Origin of the sequence: Mycolicibacterium llatzerense, assembly GCF_025331195.1 — a bacterium.
In the GTDB taxonomy this organism is placed as follows: domain Bacteria; phylum Actinomycetota; class Actinomycetes; order Mycobacteriales; family Mycobacteriaceae; genus Mycobacterium; species Mycobacterium llatzerense.
In genome coordinates this window covers 116,653-140,358 of sequence record NZ_LXOV01000014.1, presented here as the reverse complement: position 1 = coordinate 140,358, position 23,706 = coordinate 116,653, and the positions used below count along the sequence as shown (strand labels likewise).

At 65.4% G+C, this 23,706-nt stretch carries 21 protein-coding genes; 11 read left to right on the top strand and 10 right to left on the bottom strand.

What is annotated here, in order from left to right; translation table 11 throughout:
• Positions 1–8: 8 nt before the first annotated feature.
• Positions 9–1,016 carry a 4-hydroxy-2-oxovalerate aldolase gene (gene dmpG / locus A7G45_RS21755; protein WP_260940240.1) on the top strand — a complete coding sequence of 336 codons (1,008 nt, stop codon included), beginning with the start codon at positions 9–11 and terminating at the stop codon, positions 1,014–1,016.
• Here dmpG and A7G45_RS21750 read toward each other — a convergent pair.
• The 3 genes from A7G45_RS21750 to A7G45_RS21740 are packed head-to-tail and all read right to left on the bottom strand — an operon-like array spanning position 1,013 to position 3,739.
• Positions 1,013–2,161, bottom strand: a complete 1,149-nt coding sequence (locus A7G45_RS21750; protein ID WP_260940239.1) for a thiolase family protein — start codon at positions 2,159–2,161, stop codon at positions 1,013–1,015. The genes dmpG and A7G45_RS21750 overlap by 4 nt on opposite strands.
• Entirely contained in the window at positions 2,154–3,389 is a 1,236-nt protein-coding gene (locus tag A7G45_RS21745) for a CaiB/BaiF CoA transferase family protein (protein WP_260940238.1), read from the bottom strand. Before A7G45_RS21745 ends, A7G45_RS21750 begins: the two co-directional genes overlap by 8 nt.
• A 50-nt stretch (positions 3,390–3,439) precedes the next feature.
• On the bottom strand, positions 3,440–3,739 hold the full coding sequence (locus A7G45_RS21740; protein ID WP_260940236.1) for a hypothetical protein: 300 nt from the start codon (positions 3,737–3,739) through the stop codon (positions 3,440–3,442).
• A 137-nt stretch (positions 3,740–3,876) separates the two neighbouring features.
• Here A7G45_RS21740 and A7G45_RS21735 point away from each other — a divergent pair, with 137 nt between their 5' ends.
• Positions 3,877–4,611 (top strand): response regulator transcription factor, encoded by a 735-nt coding sequence (locus tag A7G45_RS21735; RefSeq protein ID WP_260940233.1) that lies wholly within the window; start codon positions 3,877–3,879, stop codon positions 4,609–4,611.
• Positions 4,611–5,750, top strand: coding sequence for a sensor histidine kinase (locus tag A7G45_RS21730; RefSeq protein WP_260940232.1), 1,140 nt, complete (start codon positions 4,611–4,613; stop codon positions 5,748–5,750). The genes A7G45_RS21735 and A7G45_RS21730 overlap by 1 nt, the downstream gene beginning before the upstream one ends.
• Positions 5,751–5,772: 22 nt before the next feature.
• Here the strand turns inward: A7G45_RS21730 and A7G45_RS21725 are convergent, their stop codons facing one another.
• Positions 5,773–6,456, bottom strand: coding sequence for a hypothetical protein (locus A7G45_RS21725; protein ID WP_260940231.1), 684 nt, complete (start codon positions 6,454–6,456; stop codon positions 5,773–5,775).
• 52 nt (positions 6,457–6,508) lie between these two features.
• Positions 6,509–7,129, bottom strand: coding sequence for a TetR/AcrR family transcriptional regulator (locus tag A7G45_RS21720; protein WP_260940230.1), 621 nt, complete (start codon positions 7,127–7,129; stop codon positions 6,509–6,511).
• A gap of 95 nt (positions 7,130–7,224) precedes the next feature.
• On the opposite strand from A7G45_RS21720, the gene A7G45_RS21715 reads away from it, so the two are divergent.
• Complete coding sequence (locus tag A7G45_RS21715) at positions 7,225–8,382, top strand: serine hydrolase domain-containing protein (RefSeq protein ID WP_260940229.1); 1,158 nt, start codon at positions 7,225–7,227, stop codon at positions 8,380–8,382.
• 44 nt (positions 8,383–8,426) lie between these two features.
• On the opposite strand, the gene A7G45_RS32750 is transcribed toward A7G45_RS21715, so the two are convergent.
• Positions 8,427–9,113, bottom strand: coding sequence for an SDR family oxidoreductase (locus tag A7G45_RS32750; protein ID WP_377042181.1), 687 nt, complete (start codon positions 9,111–9,113; stop codon positions 8,427–8,429).
• Positions 9,114–9,238: 125 nt separating this feature from the next.
• On the opposite strand from A7G45_RS32750, the gene A7G45_RS21705 reads away from it, so the two are divergent.
• Positions 9,239–11,581 (top strand): Nal1-like putative serine protease, encoded by a 2,343-nt coding sequence (locus A7G45_RS21705; protein ID WP_260940228.1) that lies wholly within the window; start codon positions 9,239–9,241, stop codon positions 11,579–11,581.
• A gap of 259 nt (positions 11,582–11,840) precedes the next feature.
• The gene (locus A7G45_RS21700; protein ID WP_260940227.1) at positions 11,841–13,289 is read left to right on the top strand and encodes a hypothetical protein; all 1,449 of its coding nucleotides are present in this window, start codon (positions 11,841–11,843) and stop codon (positions 13,287–13,289) included.
• A 97-nt stretch (positions 13,290–13,386) separates the two neighbouring features.
• On the opposite strand, the gene A7G45_RS21695 is transcribed toward A7G45_RS21700, so the two are convergent.
• Positions 13,387–14,454: an alcohol dehydrogenase catalytic domain-containing protein gene (locus A7G45_RS21695; RefSeq protein WP_260940226.1), complete on the bottom strand. Its 1,068-nt coding sequence runs from the start codon at positions 14,452–14,454 to the stop codon at positions 13,387–13,389.
• 458 nt (positions 14,455–14,912) lie between these two features.
• Here A7G45_RS21695 and A7G45_RS21690 point away from each other — a divergent pair, with 458 nt between their 5' ends.
• The 3 genes from A7G45_RS21690 (at position 14,913) to A7G45_RS21680 (ending at position 17,321) form a co-directional block, all read left to right on the top strand.
• Positions 14,913–15,569, top strand: coding sequence for a helix-turn-helix domain-containing protein (locus A7G45_RS21690; RefSeq protein ID WP_260940225.1), 657 nt, complete (start codon positions 14,913–14,915; stop codon positions 15,567–15,569).
• Between the two features lie 252 nt (positions 15,570–15,821).
• A complete protein-coding gene (locus tag A7G45_RS21685; protein WP_260940224.1) occupies positions 15,822–16,094 on the top strand; it encodes a hypothetical protein in 273 nt (90 codons plus the stop codon).
• 72 nt (positions 16,095–16,166) lie between these two features.
• Positions 16,167–17,321 carry a hypothetical protein gene (locus A7G45_RS21680; RefSeq protein ID WP_260940223.1) on the top strand — a complete coding sequence of 385 codons (1,155 nt, stop codon included), beginning with the start codon at positions 16,167–16,169 and terminating at the stop codon, positions 17,319–17,321.
• Between the two features lie 34 nt (positions 17,322–17,355).
• Here A7G45_RS21680 and A7G45_RS21675 read toward each other — a convergent pair whose 3' ends face one another.
• On the bottom strand, positions 17,356–18,093 hold the full coding sequence (locus A7G45_RS21675; RefSeq protein WP_260940222.1) for an SDR family NAD(P)-dependent oxidoreductase: 738 nt from the start codon (positions 18,091–18,093) through the stop codon (positions 17,356–17,358).
• 132 nt (positions 18,094–18,225) lie between these two features.
• On the opposite strand from A7G45_RS21675, the gene A7G45_RS21670 reads away from it, so the two are divergent.
• A complete protein-coding gene (locus A7G45_RS21670; protein WP_260940221.1) occupies positions 18,226–20,007 on the top strand; it encodes a penicillin-binding transpeptidase domain-containing protein in 1,782 nt (593 codons plus the stop codon).
• A 48-nt stretch (positions 20,008–20,055) separates the two neighbouring features.
• Positions 20,056–22,419 (top strand): lysylphosphatidylglycerol synthase transmembrane domain-containing protein, encoded by a 2,364-nt coding sequence (locus tag A7G45_RS21665; protein WP_260940220.1) that lies wholly within the window; start codon positions 20,056–20,058, stop codon positions 22,417–22,419.
• Positions 22,420–22,595: 176 nt separating this feature from the next.
• Here A7G45_RS21665 and A7G45_RS21660 read toward each other — a convergent pair whose 3' ends face one another.
• A complete protein-coding gene (locus A7G45_RS21660) occupies positions 22,596–23,243 on the bottom strand; it encodes a DUF305 domain-containing protein (protein ID WP_260940219.1) in 648 nt (215 codons plus the stop codon).
• 47 nt (positions 23,244–23,290) lie between these two features.
• On the bottom strand, positions 23,291–23,674 hold the full coding sequence (locus A7G45_RS21655) for a DUF6153 family protein (RefSeq protein ID WP_260940218.1): 384 nt from the start codon (positions 23,672–23,674) through the stop codon (positions 23,291–23,293).
• Positions 23,675–23,706 lie beyond the last annotated feature (32 nt).

Here is a 23,706-nt window from a genome sequence, read left to right as displayed (position 1 = left end):
GTCCCAGCATGATCTACATCAGCGACGTCACGCTGCGCGACGGCATGCACGCCGTGCGCCACCAGTACAGCATCGCGCAGGCCGTCGCGATCGCCACCGCGCTCGATGCCGCGGGTGTCACCTCCATCGAGGTCGCGCACGGCGATGGGCTGGGCGGATCCAGTTGCATCTACGGCTTCGGTGCGCACACCGACCTGGAGTGGATCTCTGCCGTCGCCTCCGCGGTGTCCCGCGCGCGCATCGCCACGCTGATCCTCCCCGGGATCGGCACGGTGCGGCAGCTGCGCGACGCCCATCGCGCCGGCGTGACCGTCGTCCGCGTCGGCACCCACTGCACCGAGGCCGACGTGTCCGCGCGCCACCTCGCCGCCGCCCGCGAACTGGGGATGGACGCCGTCGGCTTCCTGATGATGAGCCACCTCACCACGCCGGCGGCGCTCGCCGGCCAGGCGAAGTTGATGGAGAGTTACGGCGCGACGTGCGTCTACGTCGTCGACTCCGGTGGGGCCATGACGATGCGGGACGTCGCCGACCGTGTCGACGCGCTACGCCAAACCCTCAACCCCACAACAGAAATCGGCATCCACGCCCACCACAATCTGTCGTTGGGTGTCGCCAACTCGTTGACCGCCGTCGAACACGGTGCGACCCGCGTCGACGCCTCGCTGGCCGGGATGGGTGCCGGCGCCGGCAACGCGCCGCTGGAAGTTTTCATCGCCGCGGCCACCAAACTGGGCTGGGAGCACGGCTGCGATCTGCATGCGCTGCAGGATGCCGCCGACGATCTGGTCCGGCCGCTGCAGGAACGCCCCGTCCGCGTCGATCGGGAAACCCTGACGCTCGGCTATGCGGGTGTGTACTCGAGCTTCCTGCGGCACGCCGAGATCACCACCGGGCGTTTCGATGTCGACGCCCGGACGCTGTTGGAAGAAGCGGGGCGGCGCGGGCTCGTCGGTGGCCAGGAGGACATGCTGGTCGACATCGCGCTGGACCTCACGCGCGCCGAAACCGGCTAGGCGACCAGCTCCACCAGCGTCGCGTTGGCGGTACCGCCACCCTCGCACATGGTCTGCAGGCCGTAGCGAATCCCGTTGTCCCGCATGTGATTGATCATGCGAGTCATCAGCACCGCGCCGGACGCGCCGAGCGGGTGCCCCAGCGCGATCGCGCCACCCAGCGGATTCAGCGCCGCTTCCGATGCGCCGGTCTCCGCCAGCCAGGCCAGCGGTACCGGGGCGAACGCCTCGTTCACCTCGAACGCCCCGATCTCGTCGATGCGTACGCCCGTCTTGCGCAGCACTTTCTGCGTCGCCGGGATCGGGCCGGTCAGCATCAGCACCGGATCGGCGCCCGTCACCGCGCCGCCGACGTACCGCACCAGCGGAGTGAGGTCGAGCTGCAGCGCGTTCTCCAGCGTCATCACCAATAGCGCTGCCGCACCGTCGGAAATCTGCGAGGAGTTGCCGGCGTGGATCACACCGTCGTCCTGGAACGCCGGCTTGAGACCGCCCAGTTTCTCGACCGTCGTCCCTCGCCGGATGCCCTCATCCTCGTGCACCACACCGCCGTCGTCGGTGAACACCGGAACGATCTGCGTGACGAACGCGCCCGAATCCTGTGCGGCCGCGGCGAGTTCATGCGACCGCGCGGAGTATTCGTCCAGTCGCGCCCGCGACAGTCCCCATTTCTTCGCGATCATCTCGGCCGAGACGCCCTGATTGAAATTGAAACCGTCATACCGGGCAAGCGCTTTCGGCCCGTACGGCTCCCCCGTCTGACGGGCCGCGCCGAGCGGCACCCGGCTCATCACCTCGACGCCACCGGCCACCACGATGTCCTGCTGTCCCGACATCACCGCCTGTACCGCAAAATCCAGTGCCTGCTGGGATGATCCGCAGGCCCGGTTGACCGTCGTCCCCGGAATCGACTCGGGCCAGCCGGCCGCCAGCACCGACCAGCGGGCGATATTGCTGGACTGGTCGCCGACCTGCGAGACGCAGCCCCAGACGACGTCGTCGACGAGATCCGGTGCCACCCCGGACCGTTCCATCAGTTCATTGAGCACCACCGCGGACAGGTCGGCGGCATGCTGGCCGGCCAGTCCCCCGTTGCGCTTACCGACGGCGGTCCGCACGGCCTCCACAATGACGACTTCACGCATGGTCGCTCCCTGCTTCGTAGACATCTCCGATGGCACCGTCGGCTCGTAGGCCGGCAATATCTTCAGCGCTGTAACCCAATTCGCCGAGTATCACATCTGTGTGCTCGCCGAGGCCTGGAATTGCACCCATGTTCAGTTCGAGTCCGCTGATCACCGGTGGCGGCAACAAGGCCTCGATGGGGCCGTTGGGGGTGCTGACCTGACGCCACCGATCACGGGCCTGCAGGTGCGGATGCGCGATGACTTCACTGGGCCGGTTGTACCGCGAGTTGCCGATCCCGGCCTGGTCGGCGATCCGCTGAATATCCTCGAGATCGCGCTCTGTGCACCAGGATCCGATGGCTGAATGGAGCTCGTCGCGGTGCGCGCAGCGATCCGAGTTGCTTGCGAAGCGGGGATCCGCGGCGAGGTCGGGCCGGCCGATGATCTCCAGTGCCAGCCGCTGCCACTCCCTGTCATTCGTGGTGCCGAGCACCACGGTCTGCCCGTCCCGGGTCGCGAACGCGCCGTACGGCGCAACGGCCGGCGACGCCATGCCGAGCGGCTGCTGGTTCACGCCGGAATGCTGGGTGTAGGTCAGCGGGTAACCCATGATGTCGGTCATCGTGTCGAACAGGCTGACGGAGACCGACGGTCCAGGGCCGACCGATACGCCACGGGCGCGGCCCAACAGCAGCGCCATGATCGACAGTGCCGAGTAGAGGCCCGTGCTGATGTCGGCGACGGGCGGACCGGGTTTGGCGGGCATCTCCGGAAAGCCGGTGGCGGCGCACGATCCCGACTCCGCTTGCACCAGAAGGTCATACGCGCGTTTCTGGGAAAGGGGACCACCCGGGCCGTAGCCGTCGATTTCGACGGGGATCACCTGCGGGTGCCGCTTGCCGAGTTCCTCGGGGGACAAACCCAATCGCGCGGTGGCGCCGGGCGCCAGGTTGGAGACGAACGCGTCAGCACCATCGAGCAATTGGTGCAGGACCGCAATGCCTCTGTCGGACTTGAGGTTCAGGGTGACCGACTGCTTGCCCCGGTTGGCCCAGACGAAATGTGCGGCCTGGCCCAGCACCACGTCGTCGTAGTCGCGGGCGAAGTCGCCGCCCTGGGGATTCTCGACCTTGATCACCCGGGCGCCGAAGTCGGCCAGGACGCGCGTGCACATCGGCGCGGACACCGCCTGCTCCATCGCGACGACGGTGATCCCGGCCAGCGGCAGCGACGACGCTTCGGTCACACCCTCACATAACCATGCCGCCGCCGGCCGGCGCGCTGCGGGCCGCCCACTCAGGAGTCCGACGCACAGGTCACGTCGACGTAGACGTTGTTGATCATGCGGGTGTCAGCGCGCTGGGTCGGGTCCGCCGCATTCGGCAGGCCGTGCACGTCGGTCACCGTGCACGCCGACAGCGGTGCGCTCGGTGCGCCATCGACCTGCACGTTGTAACCCTCGCTGCGCAGTGTGGACACGACGTCGGCGCCGTTGTTGCCGGACACGCTGGAGGCCTGCGCCGGGCCGGCGGCCGTCAGGGCTGCGGCTGCCAGAGCTGCGGCGGCGGTGGAGATCAGTGCGATCTTGCTGGTCATCTCGGTTCCCTTCAAGTTGAGGTTCTGACGGCTTCCAGCCTCGAATCGGCCGACAAGGGTTCCCCGGAGGAACGATGAAGATTCGTTAAAGAACCCGCCGCCGACCAGGCCAACCGGTCGACCAGGCCGCCACGCGGGTGCACCATGAGCAGGTGAACGGCACCGAACCCACGCCGAGTCTGCGCGCGCTGGTCGTCGACGACGAGACGGCGCTGGCCGACGTCGTGGCCAGCTATCTCAAGCGCGAGCAGTTCGAGGTGCGAGTCGCCGCCGACGGCCCGTCGGCCCTGGTCGCGGCCCGCGAACTCGATCCCGACGTGGTGATCCTCGACATCGGCCTGCCCGGGCTCGACGGCTTCGAGGTGTGCCGCCAGCTGCGGGTGTTCTCCGACGCGTACGTGGTCATGCTGACGGCCCGCGATACCGAGATCGACACCATCGTCGGACTGTCGGTCGGCGCGGACGACTACGTCACCAAACCCTTCAGTCCCCGCGAACTGGTGGCACGGATCCGCACCATGTTGCGACGACCGAGGCGTACTCCCGATCCCGTCCCGGCGACGGGAACACCGCCCCGCGTCTTCGGGGATCTGCACATCGACACCGACAGCCGCCAGACCTTGCTCGGTGGCGCGCCAATCATGCTGACCCGCACCGAGTTCGATGTGCTGGCGGCCCTGTCGTCACGTCCACGTCAAGTGTGGACGCGGCACCAACTGTTGGAAGCAGTGTGGGGCGAGTCGTGGTTCGGCAACGACAACGTCGTCGACGTCCACGTCGGGCATCTGCGGCGCAAGCTCGGCGACAACTCGGTCGAGCCGCGCTATGTCACCACGGTGCGCGGCGTCGGTTATCGAATGGGAGAAGGCTGATGGCCCAGAACCATCCGCGCAGCAAGCACGGAATCCGGAGCCGCCTGCTCGTCACCAACGCGGTGGTGGTTGTCGCGGCGATCGCCACCACGACCACCGTCGCCCTGATCATCGGCCCGCCGATGTTCCGGCAGGTGATGCAGGACGTGCTGGTTCCCGGCCGCACTGGCCCGCACCCCTACGAGCATGTGTTCCGGCAGGCGACCGCCGTCTCGGTGGGCATGTCACTGGCGGTGGCCGCGACCACCGCGCTGGCGCTGAGCTGGTATCTGAGCCGACGAATGCACCGCTCGACCGCCGAGCTCGCCGCCGCTGCGACCGCCGTGGCCGACGGGAACTACGACATCCGAGTCTCCCCGCCACATCTGGGCACTGAATTCGACGCCATCGCAGACGCTTTCAACACGATGGCCGAGCAGCTGGGCTCCGTCGAGACGACCCGTCGCCAGCTGCTGGCCGATCTCGCCCATGAGCTCCGCACGCCGGTCTCCGTCATCGACGCCTATCTCGAGTCGATCGAAGACGGCATCCATCCTCTCGACGCGACCACCATCGGCGTGCTGCGCGACCAGACCCGACGGCTCACCCGACTCAGCTCCGACGTGCGGGCCCTGTCCGATGCCGAACGCGACATGGCGCTCGTCGACACCGAGTCCGTCGCCCCGGCGACGGTGATCTCCGCTGCCGTCGACGCTTTCGCAGCGCCGTATCGCGCCAAAGGCGTTGCACTGACGTCGGATATCGCTCCGCGCTTGCCGGACCTGTGGGCCGACCCGCAGCGGCTCGACCAGGTGCTGGCCAATCTGCTGACCAACGCGTTGCGACACACTCAAGCCGGCGGCACGGTGCGGGTGACGGCAACATCGGTTGGCGGATCGGTGCAGATCAAGGTCTGCGACGACGGCGACGGCATCGCCGCCGAGCATCTGCCTCGGCTGTTCGAGCGGTTCTACCGGGCCGACTCGGCGCGCGACCGGGCGCATGGCGGCTCGGGCATCGGGCTGGCGATCGCCAAGGCGCTGGTCGATGCCCACCATGGCCGCATCACCGTGACCAGTGCCGGCGTCGGCACGGGCGCGACCTTCACTGTGGAATTGCCCAGCCGCGCAACATCGTTCGCCGGTTCACGCGAGTCCTGATCCCGACGCCTCTGAACGACAACTAGCCCGGATAGTTCGGGTAGTTGGGGTTCGGCGGGTAACCCTGGTTGGGATATCCCGGCGGTGGATAGCCCGGGTACCCGGGCGCCGGGTAACCCGGATAGCCCTGCTGTGGGTAGCCGGGGTAACCCTGTTGCGGCGGCATGGGATACGTCGGCCCTGGCCCGCCGCTCTGCCCTCCGCCGTTCCGACTGCCCCGTCGGCGCAACGTCACAACGACGAACACCACGAGGCACGCCACCCCGAGCACGACGAAGACGACGATGGGCCACGACCAGCCCTTGGACGGCGCACTCACCCAAATCCGGCTCGCGCCGGGACACCGCACGGTCACCGGCCCGCGGTCGAGCGGCAGCTCCCCGACGGCCCGGTAATACTTGCCCCTGGAGAACAGCAGGCGCCGCTTCCCACCGAATTTCTTCTCGTCGTGGGCCCCAGTGAAGGGCGCCAACGCCTGCGTCTTCCCATCAGATGTCGTTGCCGTGCAACGAATATTCGATTGTGATCGGTCGAGATACACGACGTGAACACGCGCGGTGGGCGTCACCACGTCACCTGATCTGATCAACTCGGCCGGGTCATCCTTGGACCCGAGGAAGATCACCACCGCCAGTGCCAACATCCCGAACCCGAACAGCGTCCCGATCACTCGGCCGATCGGGCTACGTCCCCCTGTACTCCCCATGCCCCGATTCTCACACGCGCCCAACGCCCGGGCGGCAGGAGTTCGTCAGCGTTCATTGCGGCTGATCTTCTGCTGCACGCCGGTCAATCATTTCGATCAGCGTCTCGATCGCCCGATTCACACGGCGCCGGTCGCCGGTTAGCAGCAGATCGATCTGCAGGCCACGCACCTGCGCCAACAACACGGTCGCGAGGGTGTCGGCATCTTTGGGCGAATAGCCGATTCGCAGCAGCTGTGCCGAAATGACGTTGAGCCAATCGTGGATGCTCGCCTGCGCCAATTCGGCTAGGCGGCCGCCATCTCGAACTGCGCGACCCACGACCTCGAAGAGCAGGGCGAACTGCCGCTGCTCGGCCGGGTCGCACAGCCGTTTCCACGTCGTGCGCAATAGCTGCGAGGCCGGACGGCCGGGACGCAGCTGGTCATCGCGTGAAAGCTGATCGGCGAAGTCCGACCTGATCTTGGCGATGATCTGCAACAGCAGATCCTCCTTCGACGCGAAGTGTCGCAGCAACGTGGCGTGCGTTACCCCCAGTGCGCGGGCCATGTCGCGCAGCGACAAGTCACCGATTCCGTTGTCGAGCACGTACTCGGTGGCGGCAGCCAGTAGTTCAGGCCGTCGGTGCTGATAGCGGAGCGTGCGTCCGTCCACTCGACCTTCGTTCGCCTCCATGTCGGGCCCTCGCTTCCAGATAGCCGTACCGAATGGTTGTCCTAACCAGTTGGTACGGCTATGTTAGTCCCACCGACGCCAAATGAGAGGTTGACATGGCCGACCACACTCCGTCCTCGTTCGTTGAGCTGGGCTTGTTCACCGGAATTCCGCAGCACGACAACTTTTCACGGGTGCCCGAACTACTTCCCACCAGCAAGATGTCGCCGTCATCGGCTCCATACGATTGGCCGGCAACGGATCCGATCGAGCTTCCAGAGTGGTATGTGCTCAACGGAGAACGTCGGTCGGTACAGGACTTCCTTACCCAAACGGACACAGCTGCGCTGTTGGTCCTTCGCGACGGCGCCATCGCCTATGAGTGGTACGGACTGACCGGTGGACCAAACGTCCCGTGGATTTCGATGTCTGTGGCCAAGAGCGTCATCTCGGCCCTCGTCGGGATTGCGGTTGAGGACGGCCACATCTCGAGTATCGATCGACCCATCGGTGACTACATCCGCGTGACGCCCGGCTCTGCGTACGACGGCGTCTCGATCAAGGACGTGCTTCAGATGTCTTCGGGCGCAAGGTGGAACGAAGACTACAACGATGCAGAGTCTGACATCTTCCGGTTGGCCGCCGCGATGGGCGATGGCGGAACGCTCGAGGAATTCGTCGCAACCATGGTGCGCGACAACGAACCCGGGAACATCTGTCGCTACAACTCCGGCGATACCCAGGCGCTCGGAGCGCTGGTAGTCAGTGCGACCGGCCGTTCGATCACCGACTACATGCAGGAGAAGCTCGTCGAGCCGCTCGGAATCAGCTCGCCCTCATACTGGTTGGTCGACTCGACGGGCATGGAGGTGGCATTCGCAGGCCTCGTCATGACCGCGCGGGACTACGCGAAATTCGGTGAGCTGTATCGCAATGGCGGCCGATGGCGAGGTCAGCAGGTAATTCCCGCGTCATGGGTGGAGGCGTCACTGACGGCCGATGCCGAACACCTTCAGCCGGGACGTCCGATCATCGGCAGCCATCCGCTCGACTTGGGTTACGGGTACCAATGGTGGCTGCCTGCCGGGGATTCCGGCGAGTTCAGCGCAATCGGCGTGTACAACCAATTCGTCTACATCGACCCGATCAAGAAGACCGTCATCGTCAAGCTGTCTGCGAACCGCATGTACGGCACGAGCGACGACGAGTCCACCAACCGCGAACTCGAGACCGTCGCATTCCTCCGCGCACTCATTGGCGCACCAGCGCACTGACCCGAATCGCGACCGCCAACCGCACCTGGCAATGTCTGAAATATCTATGAATCAATTCTGAAATTGACATGGCGAACATTATGCGTCGCGTATGAGTACCTCGACGCGCGTTCGATCCTGGCTAGAATTGAATTTGAGATAAAGGCAGATAAACGGTTTTGAATGCTGGAAAGGAAATTGAAGTGTTGGGCGGCGGTATTACCAAGAGCGTCGTGGTTGCGTCCGTAGCGATCGTGTTGACTGTGGGCTCGGCGGCGCCGGCGCTGGCTGCGCCCGAGGTACAGGCATCGGCCCAGGCCACGATCAGTGATCTGGAAGCACGAGGACTTCGGCCGATCCTCAACAAGGTCGGTAACGCACCCATCGAGCAATGTACGGTCATCGCGGTGCGGGAGGGCACTGCTGTCAAGCACTCCTGGATACAGCGCGGCCCAACTGGGAACGTCGGCAATCTCATTCGGTATAAGACTGCGTACGTTGATCTCATGTGCAATCGATAAATGATGCCAGCGGAGTATTCGAGCCGCAATTTGCAGGTAAATAGTTGAATCAACGGTCCGGTGATTGCCGCGCGGCCCCTGAGCCTGCCGGGACGTCACTCCCCCGTCAACCACGATCGGCGTCCAGGTGAATGACGCCTTCGGCGACACGAGGAACGCGACGGCCGCCCCGATCTCGTCGGGTTGCCCCAGCCGGCCCGGTGGCGCTGCCGCATCGGCGCGCGGAGACATCGCATTACGCCGCGGTGTCGGGATAGAAAACAGGTAGCGATCTACTCAGTCCTGATTACCCCGGAAGGCGCATCCTGATTACGGCCACCATCTGATCAGCGCCGAGCGTCGCGGGAGACAAGCCCATGAGTCACGCCACACATGCCGCGTCATCAGAACGCGAGCGGCTGACCGCCAGTGACTTTCAGTCGCTCGGTATCCGCGATCTGCTGGATGCCCGCGACCAGTTTCACGTACACCTCGCACACAAACCGAACGTCTTCTCCACCGCGATCGGGCGCTACCTGATTCGTGACACCGACCCTGATGTACATGAAACGAGCTGCGGTCCGCTCGATGCTCGCGCGCGAAAAGCGCCAGAGCGCACCCTCCTCAACTCCACAACTCGGGATTGGTCGTGGCCATGCGTCCTGGTGTTCGTGAAGCGGTGGCAGACCCTCGACGATCTGATCGATCATCCCGAGGATGTGGTGCCCCCGTTCATTTACCTGCCAGATGGGCGCATCGTTCCGGTGTGTGTGGTCCTCGCCGAATCCACCGCTCTTCCATCCCCCGAGCTCGACCCGAGTCGACTCGCGGCTGAATCGCTCGGCGTCGGCTCACCCATCTACGTGGACGCACAGGGCATGCGGCGCATGGGCACCGCCGCCTGCCTGGTTTCGGATGGCAGCGACGTCTACGTCCTCACCAATACGCACCTTGCCGGGGTGGTGGGGCGACCCGTGCGCGCCTTGCTGTGCGGTGCTCCTGTCACCATCGGAAGCACCCTGGGTGCGCCGCACCTGGCGGAGCGCACCTTCTCGGACATCTACCCGAGCCTGCCGGGCCGGGACGCTGTCGTGAACATCGATGCCGCGATCGTCCGGCTCGACGATGCCGGCACTTGGGAAGCAGACGCCCTCACTCAGCCGATCGGCGACGTGACGGACTTCAGCGCGAGCACCGCCGCGCTCTCGTGGATCGGGCGACCGGTGGTCGGACAGGGCGCCGCGAGCGGAGAAATGCGAGGAGAGATCAAGGCCCTCTTCTACCGATACAAGTCAATCGGCGGGCGCGACTACATCGCCGACTTCGTCATCGGTGCGCGATCCGACGACTCGGGCCCGCTGGTCACACAGCCCGGTGATTCGGGGTCGCTTTGGTGCCTCGACGGAGTCGTGGAGCCTGGCGTGCGCTCGCCGTTCGGGCTGGAGTGGGGTGGTCAGCGGATCGGCGGCGATCCAGCCGCCGGCGACTTCCTCCAGTTCTCGCTGGCGACGTCCATGGCGGTGATCCTGCGGGAGCTCAATCTCGACCTGGTCGCCGGACCCACCGCGCAACGCATCCAGTACTGGGGGCCGGTGGGGCACTTCAAGATTGGTCAACAGGCCTGCTTCCTGGTCGGAAACCCGGCGTTGCGGAAGTTCTTCACGGCCAACATCAACAACCTCAGTTTCCGTAGCGACGACCAACTCAAACTCGCGACGCATCTGCAGGCCACGAAGTTCGTCCCGCTCAGCGATGTCCCGGACGTGGTATGGAAGACGAACATCAACCGGGCCAAGCCCGAAGTCGCACGGGCGATGGAGAATTGGAACCACTATGCCGATGTCGACCTCCCCGGAGCCGACGGCAACTCATTGATGGCGAGCTATGCGGCCGACGAGGACTCGCTGAACTACAGCAACTGGCTGAGCTTCTACCAAGACGCGCCGGTGCCCAGCGCGTCGACGGCGCATTCCAATAACCAAGGGGCGCTGCCGTTCCGGGTCTGGCAGATCGTCGCTCAGATGGTGAAATTCGCGAAGAACGGTGACGGCGCCAGTTTTCTCGCTGCGGCCGGCTGCCTGGCGCACTATGTGGGCGACGCGTGCCAGCCCTTGCATTCCTCGCAGCATTCCGACGGATTGAACGGAGCGTCGACCGGCGTGCATGCCACCTACGAGGACAACATGGTGGACGCTCATGCCGACGACATCGCGAATGAGATCGGCAACGTCATCAAGAACCTGAAGTTCACTCCACGCGCGATCCACAGTCCGCGCGACGCAGCCAAGGCCACCATGGATTTGATGATTTTCGCGCAGACCACACTGCCGCCTCAGACGATCTGCCAGACCTACAACCACGTCCATCCTGGAGCTACCCACGACACCAGCAACCCAGCGGTGTTGAACGCACTCTGGGCGAAGTGTGGAGACCGGACCATCGAAGTCATCGCGGCGGGCGCGGTGACGCTTGGCGCCCTCTGGTCCGCCGCATGGAAGCTATCCGGCGCGCCCAAGGACTCCCCCTGGCTGACAAAGGTTTACGACGGCACCAAGGACTTGATGCCGATCTATGAAGACAAGAACTTCCTGCGGTCCCTGCACCTCAAATATCTGGGGCAGGACGATCTGCCGGGGTCCGACGCTCCGAAGAATCCGCCCCCGCCGCCCGGCAGTCCCGCCAAGAAAGCTGCGAAGAAGGTTGCCAAGAAGGCCCGTTGACTCACCCTGCCGCTTGACACACTCCTGAGCAGCTAATTGAACTAGCTAATTAGATCTTGACCTAGCAAACATACTGTGGGTATTTTGTACCTGGGGTTCAATCGCTGGCGACCATGGTGCATGGGGCGGGGTTGGCGCGTCTGTTGCGAATAGTGTTGTGGCCACCGGCATTTCCGATCACGGGAGTGGGGATCAGATCATGACGGCTACACACGCTAAACAGCCCACAGCAAACACACAGAAAATGATGGCGGCTTTCGTGGCTAGTGCCACCGCGGTAAGCGCGAGCTTCGCCGGGGCCAGCCCGCAGACCAAGAACATGGCCGCTCAGCTGCCAGCGATCACGACGCAGGTCAAGCTGACAGCGAGTTCGGACCCGATCGCGTTGATCAAGGACCCGCTGGCGCTACGGCTGCACTTTCCCGGCAATCCGACGCCGAACGCGGCGACCAACGTCGCGTTGGCGCCGACCGCCACACCCGCAGCTGCCACACCACTGGACCTGGTTGGCGGCCTGGGCGGCGTGCTGACCGGTGCCGTGGGCACGGCGTGGACCGACGGGGCCTACCTGTTGAACACGGCCTTGAACATTGGCGTCGGGGTGGGCTGGCCACTGCTCACAGATGGGCCGGCACTGCTGTTCCACCCCGACCTGCTCGTGAACTTTTTCACCAGCTACGCGATTCCCGTCATTCAGTACTCCATCAACAACGGCCTCTACGGAATCGTCAGCACCACAGCGCAATTCCTGTCCAGCCTCGCGGGCCTGCTGCCAGCGGCAGCGTCGCCGCTAGCTGCGAACACATCGAAGTTGCAGACCAACTCGGCTGCGGTGACGCCTTCCATCAGTCCCTCGGTCCCCGCACCACAGGACGTGGTCGGCGGCCTGGGCAATGTGGTGTCGTCTGCAGTGTCGATGGTGGCGAACGACGTCGCGTACGCAGTGAACCTGCCGTTGGCCGTCGCGGTGCCAGTGGTCGTGCCACTGGTGGCGGGCCTGCCCTACACCCTCGCCCCACAGGCGCTGCTCGGGCTGCTCACCACCAACCTGCCGAACGCGCTGCGGTTTGCCCTCACCAACACAGTGAGCGGAATCGTCTCGCAGGCAGGACAATTCGTCGCGAGTCTCGGTGGCCTCGTCCCAGCGGCAGCGGCACCGCTCGCGGCCACGAGTGTGCCCAAGGTGCAGACCAACCTGGTCAAGGTCAGCAAGCCCACCGCGGCGGCGGCAACACCCAACACTGCTGCCGGCTCGAAGTCGGACAAGACCGGTTCGGACAAGAAGTCGGACCAGACGGGCTCCGATAAGTCCGGTACCGACAAGACCGGCCCATTCAAGACCGGACTGAAGCCGGGCGGCAAGCACAGCAAGTCCACCGACTCGGAGCAGACCGGCAACGGTCAGACCGATGCCGGCTCCGGCAAGCCGGAGCCGGAGAGAGCAAGAGCGGCAACGGCTCTCATGGCAGTGACGGATCGAAGCACTCGTCGGGCAAGGCGGGGTCGAGCAGTCACGGAACCGGCGATGGGCACGGCAGCACCGGAACCCACGGCGGTGGCGGGGACCACGGCGGCGGCAAGTAGCCCTGTCAGAAAACCAGTGTCGAGGGGTGGCTTCATCGGTGGCAGCAGTGACGCGCCGATGAAGCCATCACACTGGCCGCGCTCTCCCCACCACTTCGCGCTGGGAGCTGTCATCATGCGCTGACACTGTCAACGCTTGATGACAGCTCCGGATCGCACACACCTTAGGTAGAGCCGACGCGCCCGGATTGCTGCAACCGGCACCATCGGATCAGGCCCAGTCAGCTCCGTGAGGGTGTGAATACGCCACGGAAGCGCATGTCCCCAGAGACGAGGCGGTCGTATGCGTGGGTCGCTTCATCGAGAGTGAAGGTCTCCACGATGGGTTTGACTTTGCCAGTCGCGGCGAGTTTCAGGACTTCACTGAGCATGTGCAAACCACCGTGAGTGGACCCGATGACTCGCTGTCGCATCATGTGGAAGGGCACCCCCTGCGAGGAGATGCTGAACGGGTGGTTGAAATCCAACCCACTCAGCACGACCCGCCCATCCACGCGCAGGCCCGTCATCGCATCTTGGGCGGCAGCAAAGGAATTGGTCGTGACCAACAAGATGTCCGCACCGCCGCGGGCACGCAGTTCTGTTCCGTTCGCCACGACGTCGTCGGCACCCAGCTGCACGGCCAGATCGTGTTTGTCGGCAGAGTGTGTGACAGCGATGGTTTCGAACCCGCTGGCTTTGGCCAGTTGCAGCGCAACATGTCCCAGGCCCCCGATGCCGACCACGGCGATGCGCTCGTGCGGTTGTGGCGCGGCGTCGCGCAGCCCGCTCCATGTTGTGTACCCAGCACACATCATGGGCGCTGCAGCTTCGTACGACAGCCCGTCGGGCAGCAGCACGGTTCCCTCAGCAGATAGCGCCACGTATTCGGCGTGACCGCCCTGGGCGGAGAAGCCCGACGTACGCGGGGCTGCACAGTTCATTGCAGTCTGTCCGGTCAGCGGCCGGCATTCGAGGCAATACTCGCAGCGGCCGCACGCTGACTGAACCCAGGTGGCACCGACGCGGTCGCCGATCTGCCGTGTTCGCACGCCGGCGCCCACCGCAACAACCTCGCCGACAATTTCGTGCCCGGGCGTTTGAGGGTAGATATCGCCGCCGAAACCCTGCGTCGCCCAGGCGTCGGTGAAGCACATCCCTGATGCGTGCACCTGCACCAGGATCTGGCCGGGTTCCGCTTCAGGTGTCGGAACGTCTCGAACCACCCACGGCTGGTTCTCACCGGTCATCACGACAGCCTTCAATGCATGCTCCTTACGTTGCGAATTCAAACTGAACGAACGAGTCACCGCTGGTCAGCGCAGGTAGTACCGGCAATCCTCACTGCAGGCAACCCAGCGCACCCCCCGACGACCACAGCGCTGAAAGCTATGCGGCCAACCGCATGCATCGCCTTCGAATTCTCACTGGGTTGCGAAATGCACACGGCCGACAGATCGGCCGGACGTGTCACCGCCGGACGGCGCGTGGTGCCCTCCATGACGTGGTTTTGACCTGGTTGCCGACCCATCGCTAGGTTGGCTGCGTTTGGGACGGTGTCCTAGATCGATGGACACCCGCGATCGCGAAGTTCCAGCTATCGCAATACACGTGGGTCTGGGAGGCTTGATCCGTGGCGAGTGTTGAATTCGCGTTTGTCAGTCAGCATCTGAGTGGGTCAGCTGACTGCGAATTTCATCAGCCGCACCACGTGGTCATGGTTTACCGCCATGGGCATGTCCTCGCCAAGGAGTACGAGGTCGAGGACATGGGCGGGCGCAGCGTCGAGACGCCGACCGCCGGCAGCACATGGGTTTTGCCTGCCGAACGACGCGGCGCCGCACTGGCCCGCGGCAACTCCGAAGCACACTATTGCCAGTTGACCGTTCCGACGTCCGCCTTGGGACCCAGTCCTTTGCAGCCGACCGTCGGGCCCGATCCACTCCTCTATGCGCTCGTTCAGCGCATCCATGAGGTGAGTGGTCGGACCGACGTGGCTGCCCGGTTGTTGCACGAATCATTAACTGAGACAGTGCGGTTACACCTGCGGGACCAATACACTGCCTCCCCTGCGGTCCAAATCACCGACTCCCCCAGGGAACTAGACCAGGCAGCAGTCACCGCGCTGCGCGAATACCTCAACGACAGCCTCGACTCCACTCTCAGCCTTCAGGCGCTGGCGCAGCTCGTCAATATGCCGATCAACCGGTTCACCACAGCTTTCAGCGACGCCTTCCACACCACCCCGCACCAATACCTCATCACTCAACGCATTTCGCGAGCCAAGAAACTACTAACCACCACCACCACCCTGACGGTCACCGAAATCAGTGCAGCCCTTGGATTCTCGACACCCAGCCACTTCGCCACCACGTTCAAAGACCGGGTGGGAATCACACCGACCCAATACCGTCAATATGGATGACGGTCTTCGACGCCCTGACCACCCCGGAAGCCCTGTACACCTGCCGAGATTTGCTGTCGGAAACCCGTCGATATCCCCGATAAACTCTGCTGCGGGGGCACTACTTCATCGCAACGGGGGAATTTCGTGGCAGGTCCTTTCGGGTCGTCGCACAGTCAGGCGCAGCCAGCAAGCGCCGGGCCGAGCCACTATCAGCAGCAGCCACAGCCGCAACACGCGTATCCACCTCCGCAGCAGGTCCCGATCTTCCAAGTGACCGCCATGCGGCACACCGGGGCGTTGGTCTTCTGGTTCAATCAGCGCCACGTGATCACCGGCACGTACGCCCAATGCCAGGCGGCCTTGCGCAGCGCGCAGATCCACAATGTGGCCTTCGGCTGGTGGAGCCTCCTGTCGATCCTGATGATGAATTGGATTGCGATCAGCAGTAATCTGATCGCCCGCAAGAAGCTCAACTCCGACGTGCAGCAAGCGCAGGCATACGCACAGTGGTGGTACCAGTACATCGGCCCCGGCAGAGCCTGAAGAGCGCATCGGATGCAACTTCCGGGACCAAGCCACCACCAACACTGAACTGACGCAAACACGAGGGAACCCGTGGCAAAACGATCAGCGGTCAAGAAAGCGTGGGACGACGCGCTGGCGCCGGCGTGCCGCGCTCGCGGGATGCGATTCGTCAGCGCAGCAGGATTCGTCGTCGACGACGTCTACATCACCGAACTGTTCTACCCGCAGGTCTTCCATCCCGACAAAGACCTCAGCATGGTGCGGATTACCTGGACGGTCGCGATCAAGCCGCTGGCGGTCGACGAAATCCTCTGGGCAGCATTCCTTCCCGACGTCCCGATGGGTCCGCGGATGCGGATCAACCGCCGCATCAATGGGGCCTTCAGGGTGCAGCCGCTGCGCATTGGGCAGGGCTCGCGCGACGTCCCTGCCGACCAACAACCGGATTGGGATCCGGTGCTCGAAGAGTTCGACCGCCTCCGCTCCGAGTTCATTGCCGCGCATCCTTCGCCGGCGGACTATGCATCGGCATTGGCCCAGGGCGACGGTATCGCCCCGAACCGAGCCCTCACACGTACGGTGACCGCACTGATCGCGGCCGGCCGCGGCGACGATGCGGCACAGATCGCTGACGAGGCGATCACCCGCGGCGAAAGTGGCGGAATGTCCTCGACGGTCGATGTCCTCAAATACCTGGCTGCCTACGCGGAAGGCCCGGAGGCATATGCGGCGTTCACCGACAGCCTCACACCTACCCACGACTACCAGGTCGTGTGCGAGTCGCAGCGCACCATCTCCAGCGATCTGGTCCGCGGGCATCATCGGGGCAGAATCAGTCACCACTTGTCGAGCATGAATGGCTCCGATCCATGGGCGGTGGTCCTTAGCGCACGGCCGCCCACCGGCGTGCCGGCGGACTTCTCGACGTCTCGGTACGTGCAGGCCGCCGGCACCGCCGACGCGATGAAGATCGAATATTGCCAGCCTGGCGGCGCCGAGATCGGTGCAGTATCAGTGCGTTCGGTCGTCGGCCACCCATACTCCGACCCCGCAGCACTCGATGTCGACATCGTGCTCCCGCGCAGTGTCGAAACCGTCACCCGCCATGAGGTCTTCACCGCACAGGAAGCAGCCGAGATGTTCGAGAGGTTCTACCGGACCGACACCATCGGCGACGGCTACGTGCTGCGGGCGGTCGAGGGGTATACCGCTGACGGCGGACACATCGACCTGCAGTCGCAATGAGGCTTTGCCGTCGACGGGAGGCAGCCAAACGCCGCTAGGCGTGCCGCGAGGTCACTCCCCCGTCGACCACGATCTGTGTTCCGGTGATGAACGACGCCTTGGCCGACATGAGAAATGCGACCGCCGCGCCGATCTCTTCGGGCTGCCCCAGCCTGCCCAGCGGCGCCGCCGACACAAATGCGGTTTTGACCTCAGGGACCGTCAGCGCGTCGGCCAGCATCGGGGTTTCGATGAAGCCCGGACACACGGCATTGACGCGAATTCCCAACGGCCCCAACTGGCCTGCCATCGACCGGGTCAGCCCCAACAACCCGGCCTTGGACGCGCAGTACGCCGGAATGAACGGATTGCCGACCAGTCCCTCGATGCTCGAAATCCCCACGATCGCCGGCGAAGCACCGGTGGCCAGCGCCTTCTCGAAGTGCGGCAGCAGCAGCTGGGACAGCAGCGCCTGTGCGCGCAGATTCACGTCGACGACGGCGTCCCAGGATTCCACGGTGAACATCCCAACCGGTTCGGGCAGGACACGCCCCGCGGCGTGAACCAGGCCGTCGATGCCGTCCATCGCCGCGGCAGCCTGCCCGACAGCGGCGGCCATGGAGTCGGTGTCACTCACGTCGACGACGACGCCGTGCGCCCCAAGAGATTCAGCCACCGCCACCACCTGCGGTGAAATGTCGAACAGCGATACCGCACGACCGTCGGCGATCAGCGCCTTGGCCGACGCCAGGCCGATACCCGATGCGCCGCCGGTAACCACCACACCACTCATGTCAGACCTCATTCACTCAATACGCTCCGCTGCGTAGCGGAATAACCGCCGTCCCGGACACTACGCGATACTGCCCCGCGCCAGCGTTTCAAATCCCGAATTCATAGCCACTCATGGTTGGCTCGAAGGGTCATGACGAAACGTATTGCGCTGCTACTGACCTGCACGCTGCTCCTCGGCACCACCGGATGCTCGATGTTCGACAGCCCCGAGCCCGAGGACGCCTTCAACGCGTTTGCTGATGCGTTGCACCGCAAGGACTCCAGCGCCGCGGCCAAGGACACCACCGACGCCGCCGCATCCGAACCCGCCATCAAGTCGATGTTCGATGGCATGGGCAAAAACGCCACGCTCGACGTCAAGGCCACTGCCGGCGAGGGCGACAACAAGTCGACCGCCAAGCTCGCCTACACCTGGTCCTTCGGACCGGGCCGCGAATTCCGTTACGACACAACGGCAATCGCCACGAAGGTCGGCGAGGACTGGAAAATCCGCTGGGCCCCCGCACTTTTGCACGCCAAACTCCGGCAGGGCGGCACATTCCAGTTCAGCGAAGACAAAGCGCTGCTGACGCCCGTCGTCGACCGCAACGGCCAACCGCTGCTCAACTGGCAGACCGTCGGCGTCATCACCCTCAGCCGCGACCACCGCGACTCCGCCGCGGCACTGGCTCCGGTGGTTGCCCGGTTCGACGGCACCATCACCGCCGAGTCGATCGCAGGCGAGTTCAACGGGAATCAGGACGACCGCGTCACCGTAATCAAGCTCCGCGAGGCCGACCTCGCCCAGGTCGCCGACGAGCTCACCCAGATCCCCGGCGTCACCGTCACCAAGCAGGGCGCGCTGCTGACCGCCGACCCGAACCTGCACTCGCCCGCCATCAGCGGACTGCCCGAGGTCTGGCAGAAGACCATCGACGCGACCGCCGGCTGGTCGGTCGACCTGGTCGACGATCAGGGCCAGCCCACCGACGAACTCGCGAACAACGGCCCCGCCGACACCAAACCCGTCCGCACCACCCTGGACCCGCGCCTGCAGCTCCTCGCACAGCATGCGGTGACCATCGATCCCCGCCCGACAGTCCTCGTCGCCATCGCACCCAGCACCGGCGCGATCCTCGCCGCGGCCCAGAACGACGCCGCCAACGCGCAGGGGCCCATCGCCTTCACCGGCCTGTACCCGCCGGGGTCGACGTTCAAGACCGTCACCACCGCGGCCGCCCTCGAGAAAGGGCTCGCGACCGCCGACACCCCCGAGCCCTGCCCGGGCACCGTGACCATCGAGAACCGGACCATCCCCAACGAGGACAAGTTCGACCTCGGCACCGTCCCGCTGGCGCAGGCCTTCGCGCACTCGTGCAACACCACCATGGGCGCGCTCGCCGACAAACTGCCCGCCGACGCGCTGCCCAACACCGCCAAGACCCTCGGTATCGGCGTCGACTTCGTCGTCCCCGGCATCACGACGGTGACCGGCAAGGTGCCCAATGCCGACACGCCCGCCCAGCGCGTCGAGAACGGCATCGGCCAGGGCACCGTCACCGTCAGCCCGTTCGGGTTGGCGGTCGCTGAGGCCAGCCTGGCGCACGGCTCGACCATCACGCCCACGCTGCTGCCCGGCGAGCAGACCACGGCCAGCACTCCGTCGGCGCCGGTCGACAAGCCGACCGCCGACGCCCTGCGCGCCATGATGCGGCTGACCGTCACCGAGGGCACCGCGACCGCGCTCAAGGACATCGACGGGCTGGGCGGCAAGACCGGGACCGCCGAATTCGGCGACAACACCCACTCGCACGGCTGGTTCGCGGGGATCGATGGGGACCTCGCATTCGCGACGCTGGTGGTCGGCGGAGATTCGTCGGCGCCCGCGGTGGCCGTCAGCGGGGACTTTCTCCGTGCCGCGCTGGCCGGATAACGGCGTGCCAATTTCACCAACTGGCCCGGTACTTGGGATTCTGGGCTGATGCGGGTTGACGGACGCGAGGTCGCGGTCTCGGGCAGCCTGCTGCAACCGATCACCCGCAGGACCAACGACATCCTGCGATTGGTGGCGGCGTCGGCCTTCCTCGTCACCGTCGTCACCAGCTCGCTGATCACCCGCAACGACTGGGTCCGGTTGGAACGGTCGGTGTCGCGCATCGTCGGGGTCCTCACGCCGACGCAGTCGAACCTGGTCTACATCGCCTATGCCATCGCGATCCTGGCGCTGCCGTTCGTCATCCTGCTCAGCCTGCTGGTGACGAAGCAGTGGAAGCTGCTGGGTCCGTATGCCGCCGCCGGGCTGATCGCGGTGCTGTCGCTGTCCATCAACTCCAACGGCATCGCCGCGCCGAACTGGCACTTCGACCTCTCCGACCGCCTCAACACCGTCTTCTCCCAGTTCCTCGACGACCCGCGCTGGATCGCACTGCTGGCCGCCGTACTGACGGTGTCGGGTCCCTGGCAGCCGGCCCGGCTGCGCCGCTGGTGGTGGACGCTGCTGCTGGCGTTCGTGCCGATCCACCTGGTGGTCAGCGCCATCGTGCCGGCGCGATCGCTGCTCGGCCTGGCCGTCGGGTGGTTCGTCGGCGCGCTGGTGGTTCTGGTCAGCGGCACCCCGGCGCTGGAAGTTCCACTGGCCGGCGGGGTGCAGGCCCTGGCCCGCCGCCAGTTCGAGGTGTCGGCGCTGACGGTCATCCGGCCGGCCGGCACCGGGCCGCTGGTCCTCAGCGCCGATTCGGCCGACGGCACCCGCGCCGTCGTCGAGCTGTACGGACCGAACCAACGCGTGGGCGGCGCCATGAGCCAACTTTGGCGCAAGATCACGCTGCGCAACGACGAGACCGCTCCCCTGCAGACCTCGATGCGCCGCGCCGTCGAGCACCGCGCGCTCATGACCATCGCGGTCGGCGACCTCGAGCTCGCGAACACCCGGACCGTGGCGCTCGCGGCGCTCGACCGCGGCTGGACGATGTTCGCGCACACCCCGGCGTGCGGCGTGCCACTGACCAACGAGACGCCGGTCGCCGACGTATGGCAGGCGCTCAACGCGCTGCACCACCACCAGATCTCGCACGGCGACCTACGCGCCTCCGAGATCACCGTCGACGACCGCACGGTGGTGTTCGGCGGGTTGGGCAACGCCGAGTACGGAGCCTCGGATGTGCAGCTGCAATCCGATATGGCGCAATTGCTGGTGACGACGACCGCCATGTACGGCGCCGAGCCGGCGGTGGCGGCGGCCATCGAGCAGTTCGGCGAGGAGACCGTGCTGACCGCTTCGCGCCGGTTGACGAAGTCGGCGATGCCGCTGCGGTTACGGGAGTCGCTGCCCGATTCGCGCGCCGTGATCACCGCGGCGCGGGACGAGGTGAAGCACCAGACCGGCGCCGACCGCATCCAGACCGAAACCATCACCCGCTTCACCCGCAATCAGGTCATCCAGCTGGTGTTGATGATCGCCCTGGTCTACGTTGCCTACCCGTTCATCAGCACGGTGCCGACGTTCTTCTCCGAGCTGCGGTCCGCCAACTGGTGGTGGGCGCTGCTCGGGCTGGCGGTGTCAGCGCTGACGTATGTCGGAGCGGCGGCGGCGTTGTGGGCCAGCGCGTCGGAGGCGGTGAGCTTCAAGAACCTGACCATCATGCAGGTGGCCAACACCTTTGCGGCGACGACGACGCCCGCCGGCGTCGGCGGCCTGGCGTTGAGCACGCGGTTCCTGACGAAGGCCGGGCTCGGCGCACTGCGGGCGACGGCGGCGGTGGCGCTGCAGCAGTCGGTGCAGGTGCTGACCCACGTGGCGCTGCTGATCTTCTTCAGCGCGGCCGCGGGCGCGTCGGCCGACCTGTCGCATTTCGTCCCGTCGTCGACGGTGCTCTATCTGCTCGCCGGTGCGGCGCTCGGCGTGGTCGGCACGTTCATGCTGGTGCCGCGGGCCCGGCATTGGCTCGGCACGGCGGTGCGACCGCGGCTGACCGAGGTCTGGGCCGACCTGATGGATCTGGCCCGCCAACCCCGGCGCCTCGGGCTGATCGTATTGGGTTGCGCCGCAACGACTCTGGGTGCGGCGCTGGCCCTGTGGGCGAGCGTCGAGGCCTTCGGCGGGTCGACGTCGTTCGTGACGGTGTGCGTCGTGACGATGATCGGTGGGACGCTCGCGTCCGCGGCGCCGACGCCCGGCGGTGTGGGCGCCGTGGAGGCCGCATTGATCGGTGGGCTGGCCGCGTTCGGCCTGCCCGCAGCCGTCGCGGTGCCGTCGGTGCTGCTCTACCGGGTGCTGACGTGCTGGCTGCCGGTGTTCATCGGCTGGCCCGTCATGCGCTGGCTGACCGAGAAGGACATGATCTAGGACGTCTGCCGCCGGCGTGTCGTCGTCGGGCGTGTCGTCCTGCCTTGTGAGACATGCGATCTGGAGCCGTCAACTTTCCCTGACGCGTCAGGGAAAGTTGACGCTTCCCAACGAAGGTTGCCAAGAGACACCGGAGCTGGGGTCATCGGCTCCGACGTCCCCAGCCCTCAGCACTCCTACATCTTGGCGAGCATGCCGTTCATCGTGGTGATCTCGCCCTGCTGTGCAGCGATGATCGCTTCGGCCATCTTCTTGGCGTCCGGGTTCGTGCCGTTCTTCAGCTCGTCGTTGGCCATGGTGATGGCGCCCTGGTGATGCTCGACCATCATCTGCAGCCACATCTTGTCGAATGCCGCGCCGGACAGGCCCGTCAGCTCGGTCATCTGCTGCGGGGTCATGAGGCCCGGCATGGAGTGGCTCATGGTGGCCGACGGCGCGGGCTTGCCGAAGCCGGCCAGCAACGTCGTCATCTGCTGCATCTCGGGCGCCTGAGCGTTCTCGATGGCCGTGGCGAGATCCTTGACCTGCTGGTTCTGCGAGCGGGTCGGGACCAGCTTGGCCATCTCGACGGCCTGCGCGTGGTGCGGGTACATCATCTGCAGGAACATCACGTCGGCGTCGTTGAAGTTGGCGGCCGGCGCAGTGCTGGTACCCGACATACCCGGCATCGAATGCCCGGGCATGTTGTGGCCCGACATCGGCATGGACGAGCTGGTCGCGGGCATGGTCGAGGCGTGCTCGCTGGGCGGGCTACACGCCGCGAGTGCGATGGCAGCAGCGGTTCCGGCTACGGCAACGGTGGCGATTGATGCGATTTTGAACATGGTTGAACTCCTTGAGAATTGGATGGGTTGACGCGGGGCGCGGCCCATCAGATTCGGAGTAGCGACAGTTCCGCGAGGGTGAGCACCGTCCACGGCGGGGCTCTTTGCCTGCGCCGCAACGCCTGTCGAATCCGCGCCTGCACATTCTGCGCAGGCGCGACGCCGAGCCAGTACAGCAAAGCCAGACCCAGGATGGTCAGCAGTTCGGTCATGACGAAGACGCAGGCGTGAAAGCCGTTGTGTCCGTTGCAGTCGCAGGCATCCGACAAGGAGGTTTGCGCAGCCGGGGCACTCGCGTGCTGATGCACAGCCACCTGCGAATGATGCGACGGACCATGCCCGGGCGTGACGATCAGCGAATGCATGCCGATGATGCCCGCGATCAAGACCAACATGCCGACGACGCGTAACCGCGTGCTGCGATGCGTCACGTCGGCCTCCGGTTCGGGTATCGGTTTCTCAA

Excerpts from the sequence above, each read along its gene's own strand:
- A7G45_RS21750 (WP_260940239.1), bottom strand. The coding sequence starts at position 2,161 with ATGCGTGAAGTCGTCATTGTGGAGGCCGTGCGGACCGCCGTCGGTAAG.
- A7G45_RS21660 (WP_260940219.1), bottom strand. The coding sequence starts at position 23,243 with ATGTTCAAAATCGCATCAATCGCCACCGTTGCCGTAGCCGGAACCGCT.
- A7G45_RS21670 (WP_260940221.1), top strand. The coding sequence starts at position 18,226 with ATGACGAAACGTATTGCGCTGCTACTGACCTGCACGCTGCTCCTCGGC.
- A7G45_RS32750 (WP_377042181.1), bottom strand. The coding sequence starts at position 9,113 with ATGTCTCCGCGCGCCGATGCGGCAGCGCCACCGGGCCGGCTGGGGCAA.
- A7G45_RS21725 (WP_260940231.1), bottom strand. The coding sequence starts at position 6,456 with ATGGGGAGTACAGGGGGACGTAGCCCGATCGGCCGAGTGATCGGGACG.
- A7G45_RS21665 (WP_260940220.1), top strand. The coding sequence starts at position 20,056 with ATGCGGGTTGACGGACGCGAGGTCGCGGTCTCGGGCAGCCTGCTGCAA.
- A7G45_RS21720 (WP_260940230.1), bottom strand. The coding sequence starts at position 7,129 with ATGGAGGCGAACGAAGGTCGAGTGGACGGACGCACGCTCCGCTATCAG.
- A7G45_RS21690 (WP_260940225.1), top strand. The coding sequence starts at position 14,913 with ATGGGCGGGCGCAGCGTCGAGACGCCGACCGCCGGCAGCACATGGGTT.
- A7G45_RS21730 (WP_260940232.1), top strand. The coding sequence starts at position 4,611 with ATGGCCCAGAACCATCCGCGCAGCAAGCACGGAATCCGGAGCCGCCTG.
- A7G45_RS21705 (WP_260940228.1), top strand. The coding sequence starts at position 9,239 with ATGAGTCACGCCACACATGCCGCGTCATCAGAACGCGAGCGGCTGACC.
- A7G45_RS21740 (WP_260940236.1), bottom strand. The coding sequence starts at position 3,739 with ATGACCAGCAAGATCGCACTGATCTCCACCGCCGCCGCAGCTCTGGCA.
- dmpG (WP_260940240.1), top strand. The coding sequence starts at position 9 with ATGATCTACATCAGCGACGTCACGCTGCGCGACGGCATGCACGCCGTG.
- A7G45_RS21675 (WP_260940222.1), bottom strand. The coding sequence starts at position 18,093 with ATGAGTGGTGTGGTGGTTACCGGCGGCGCATCGGGTATCGGCCTGGCG.
- A7G45_RS21715 (WP_260940229.1), top strand. The coding sequence starts at position 7,225 with ATGGCCGACCACACTCCGTCCTCGTTCGTTGAGCTGGGCTTGTTCACC.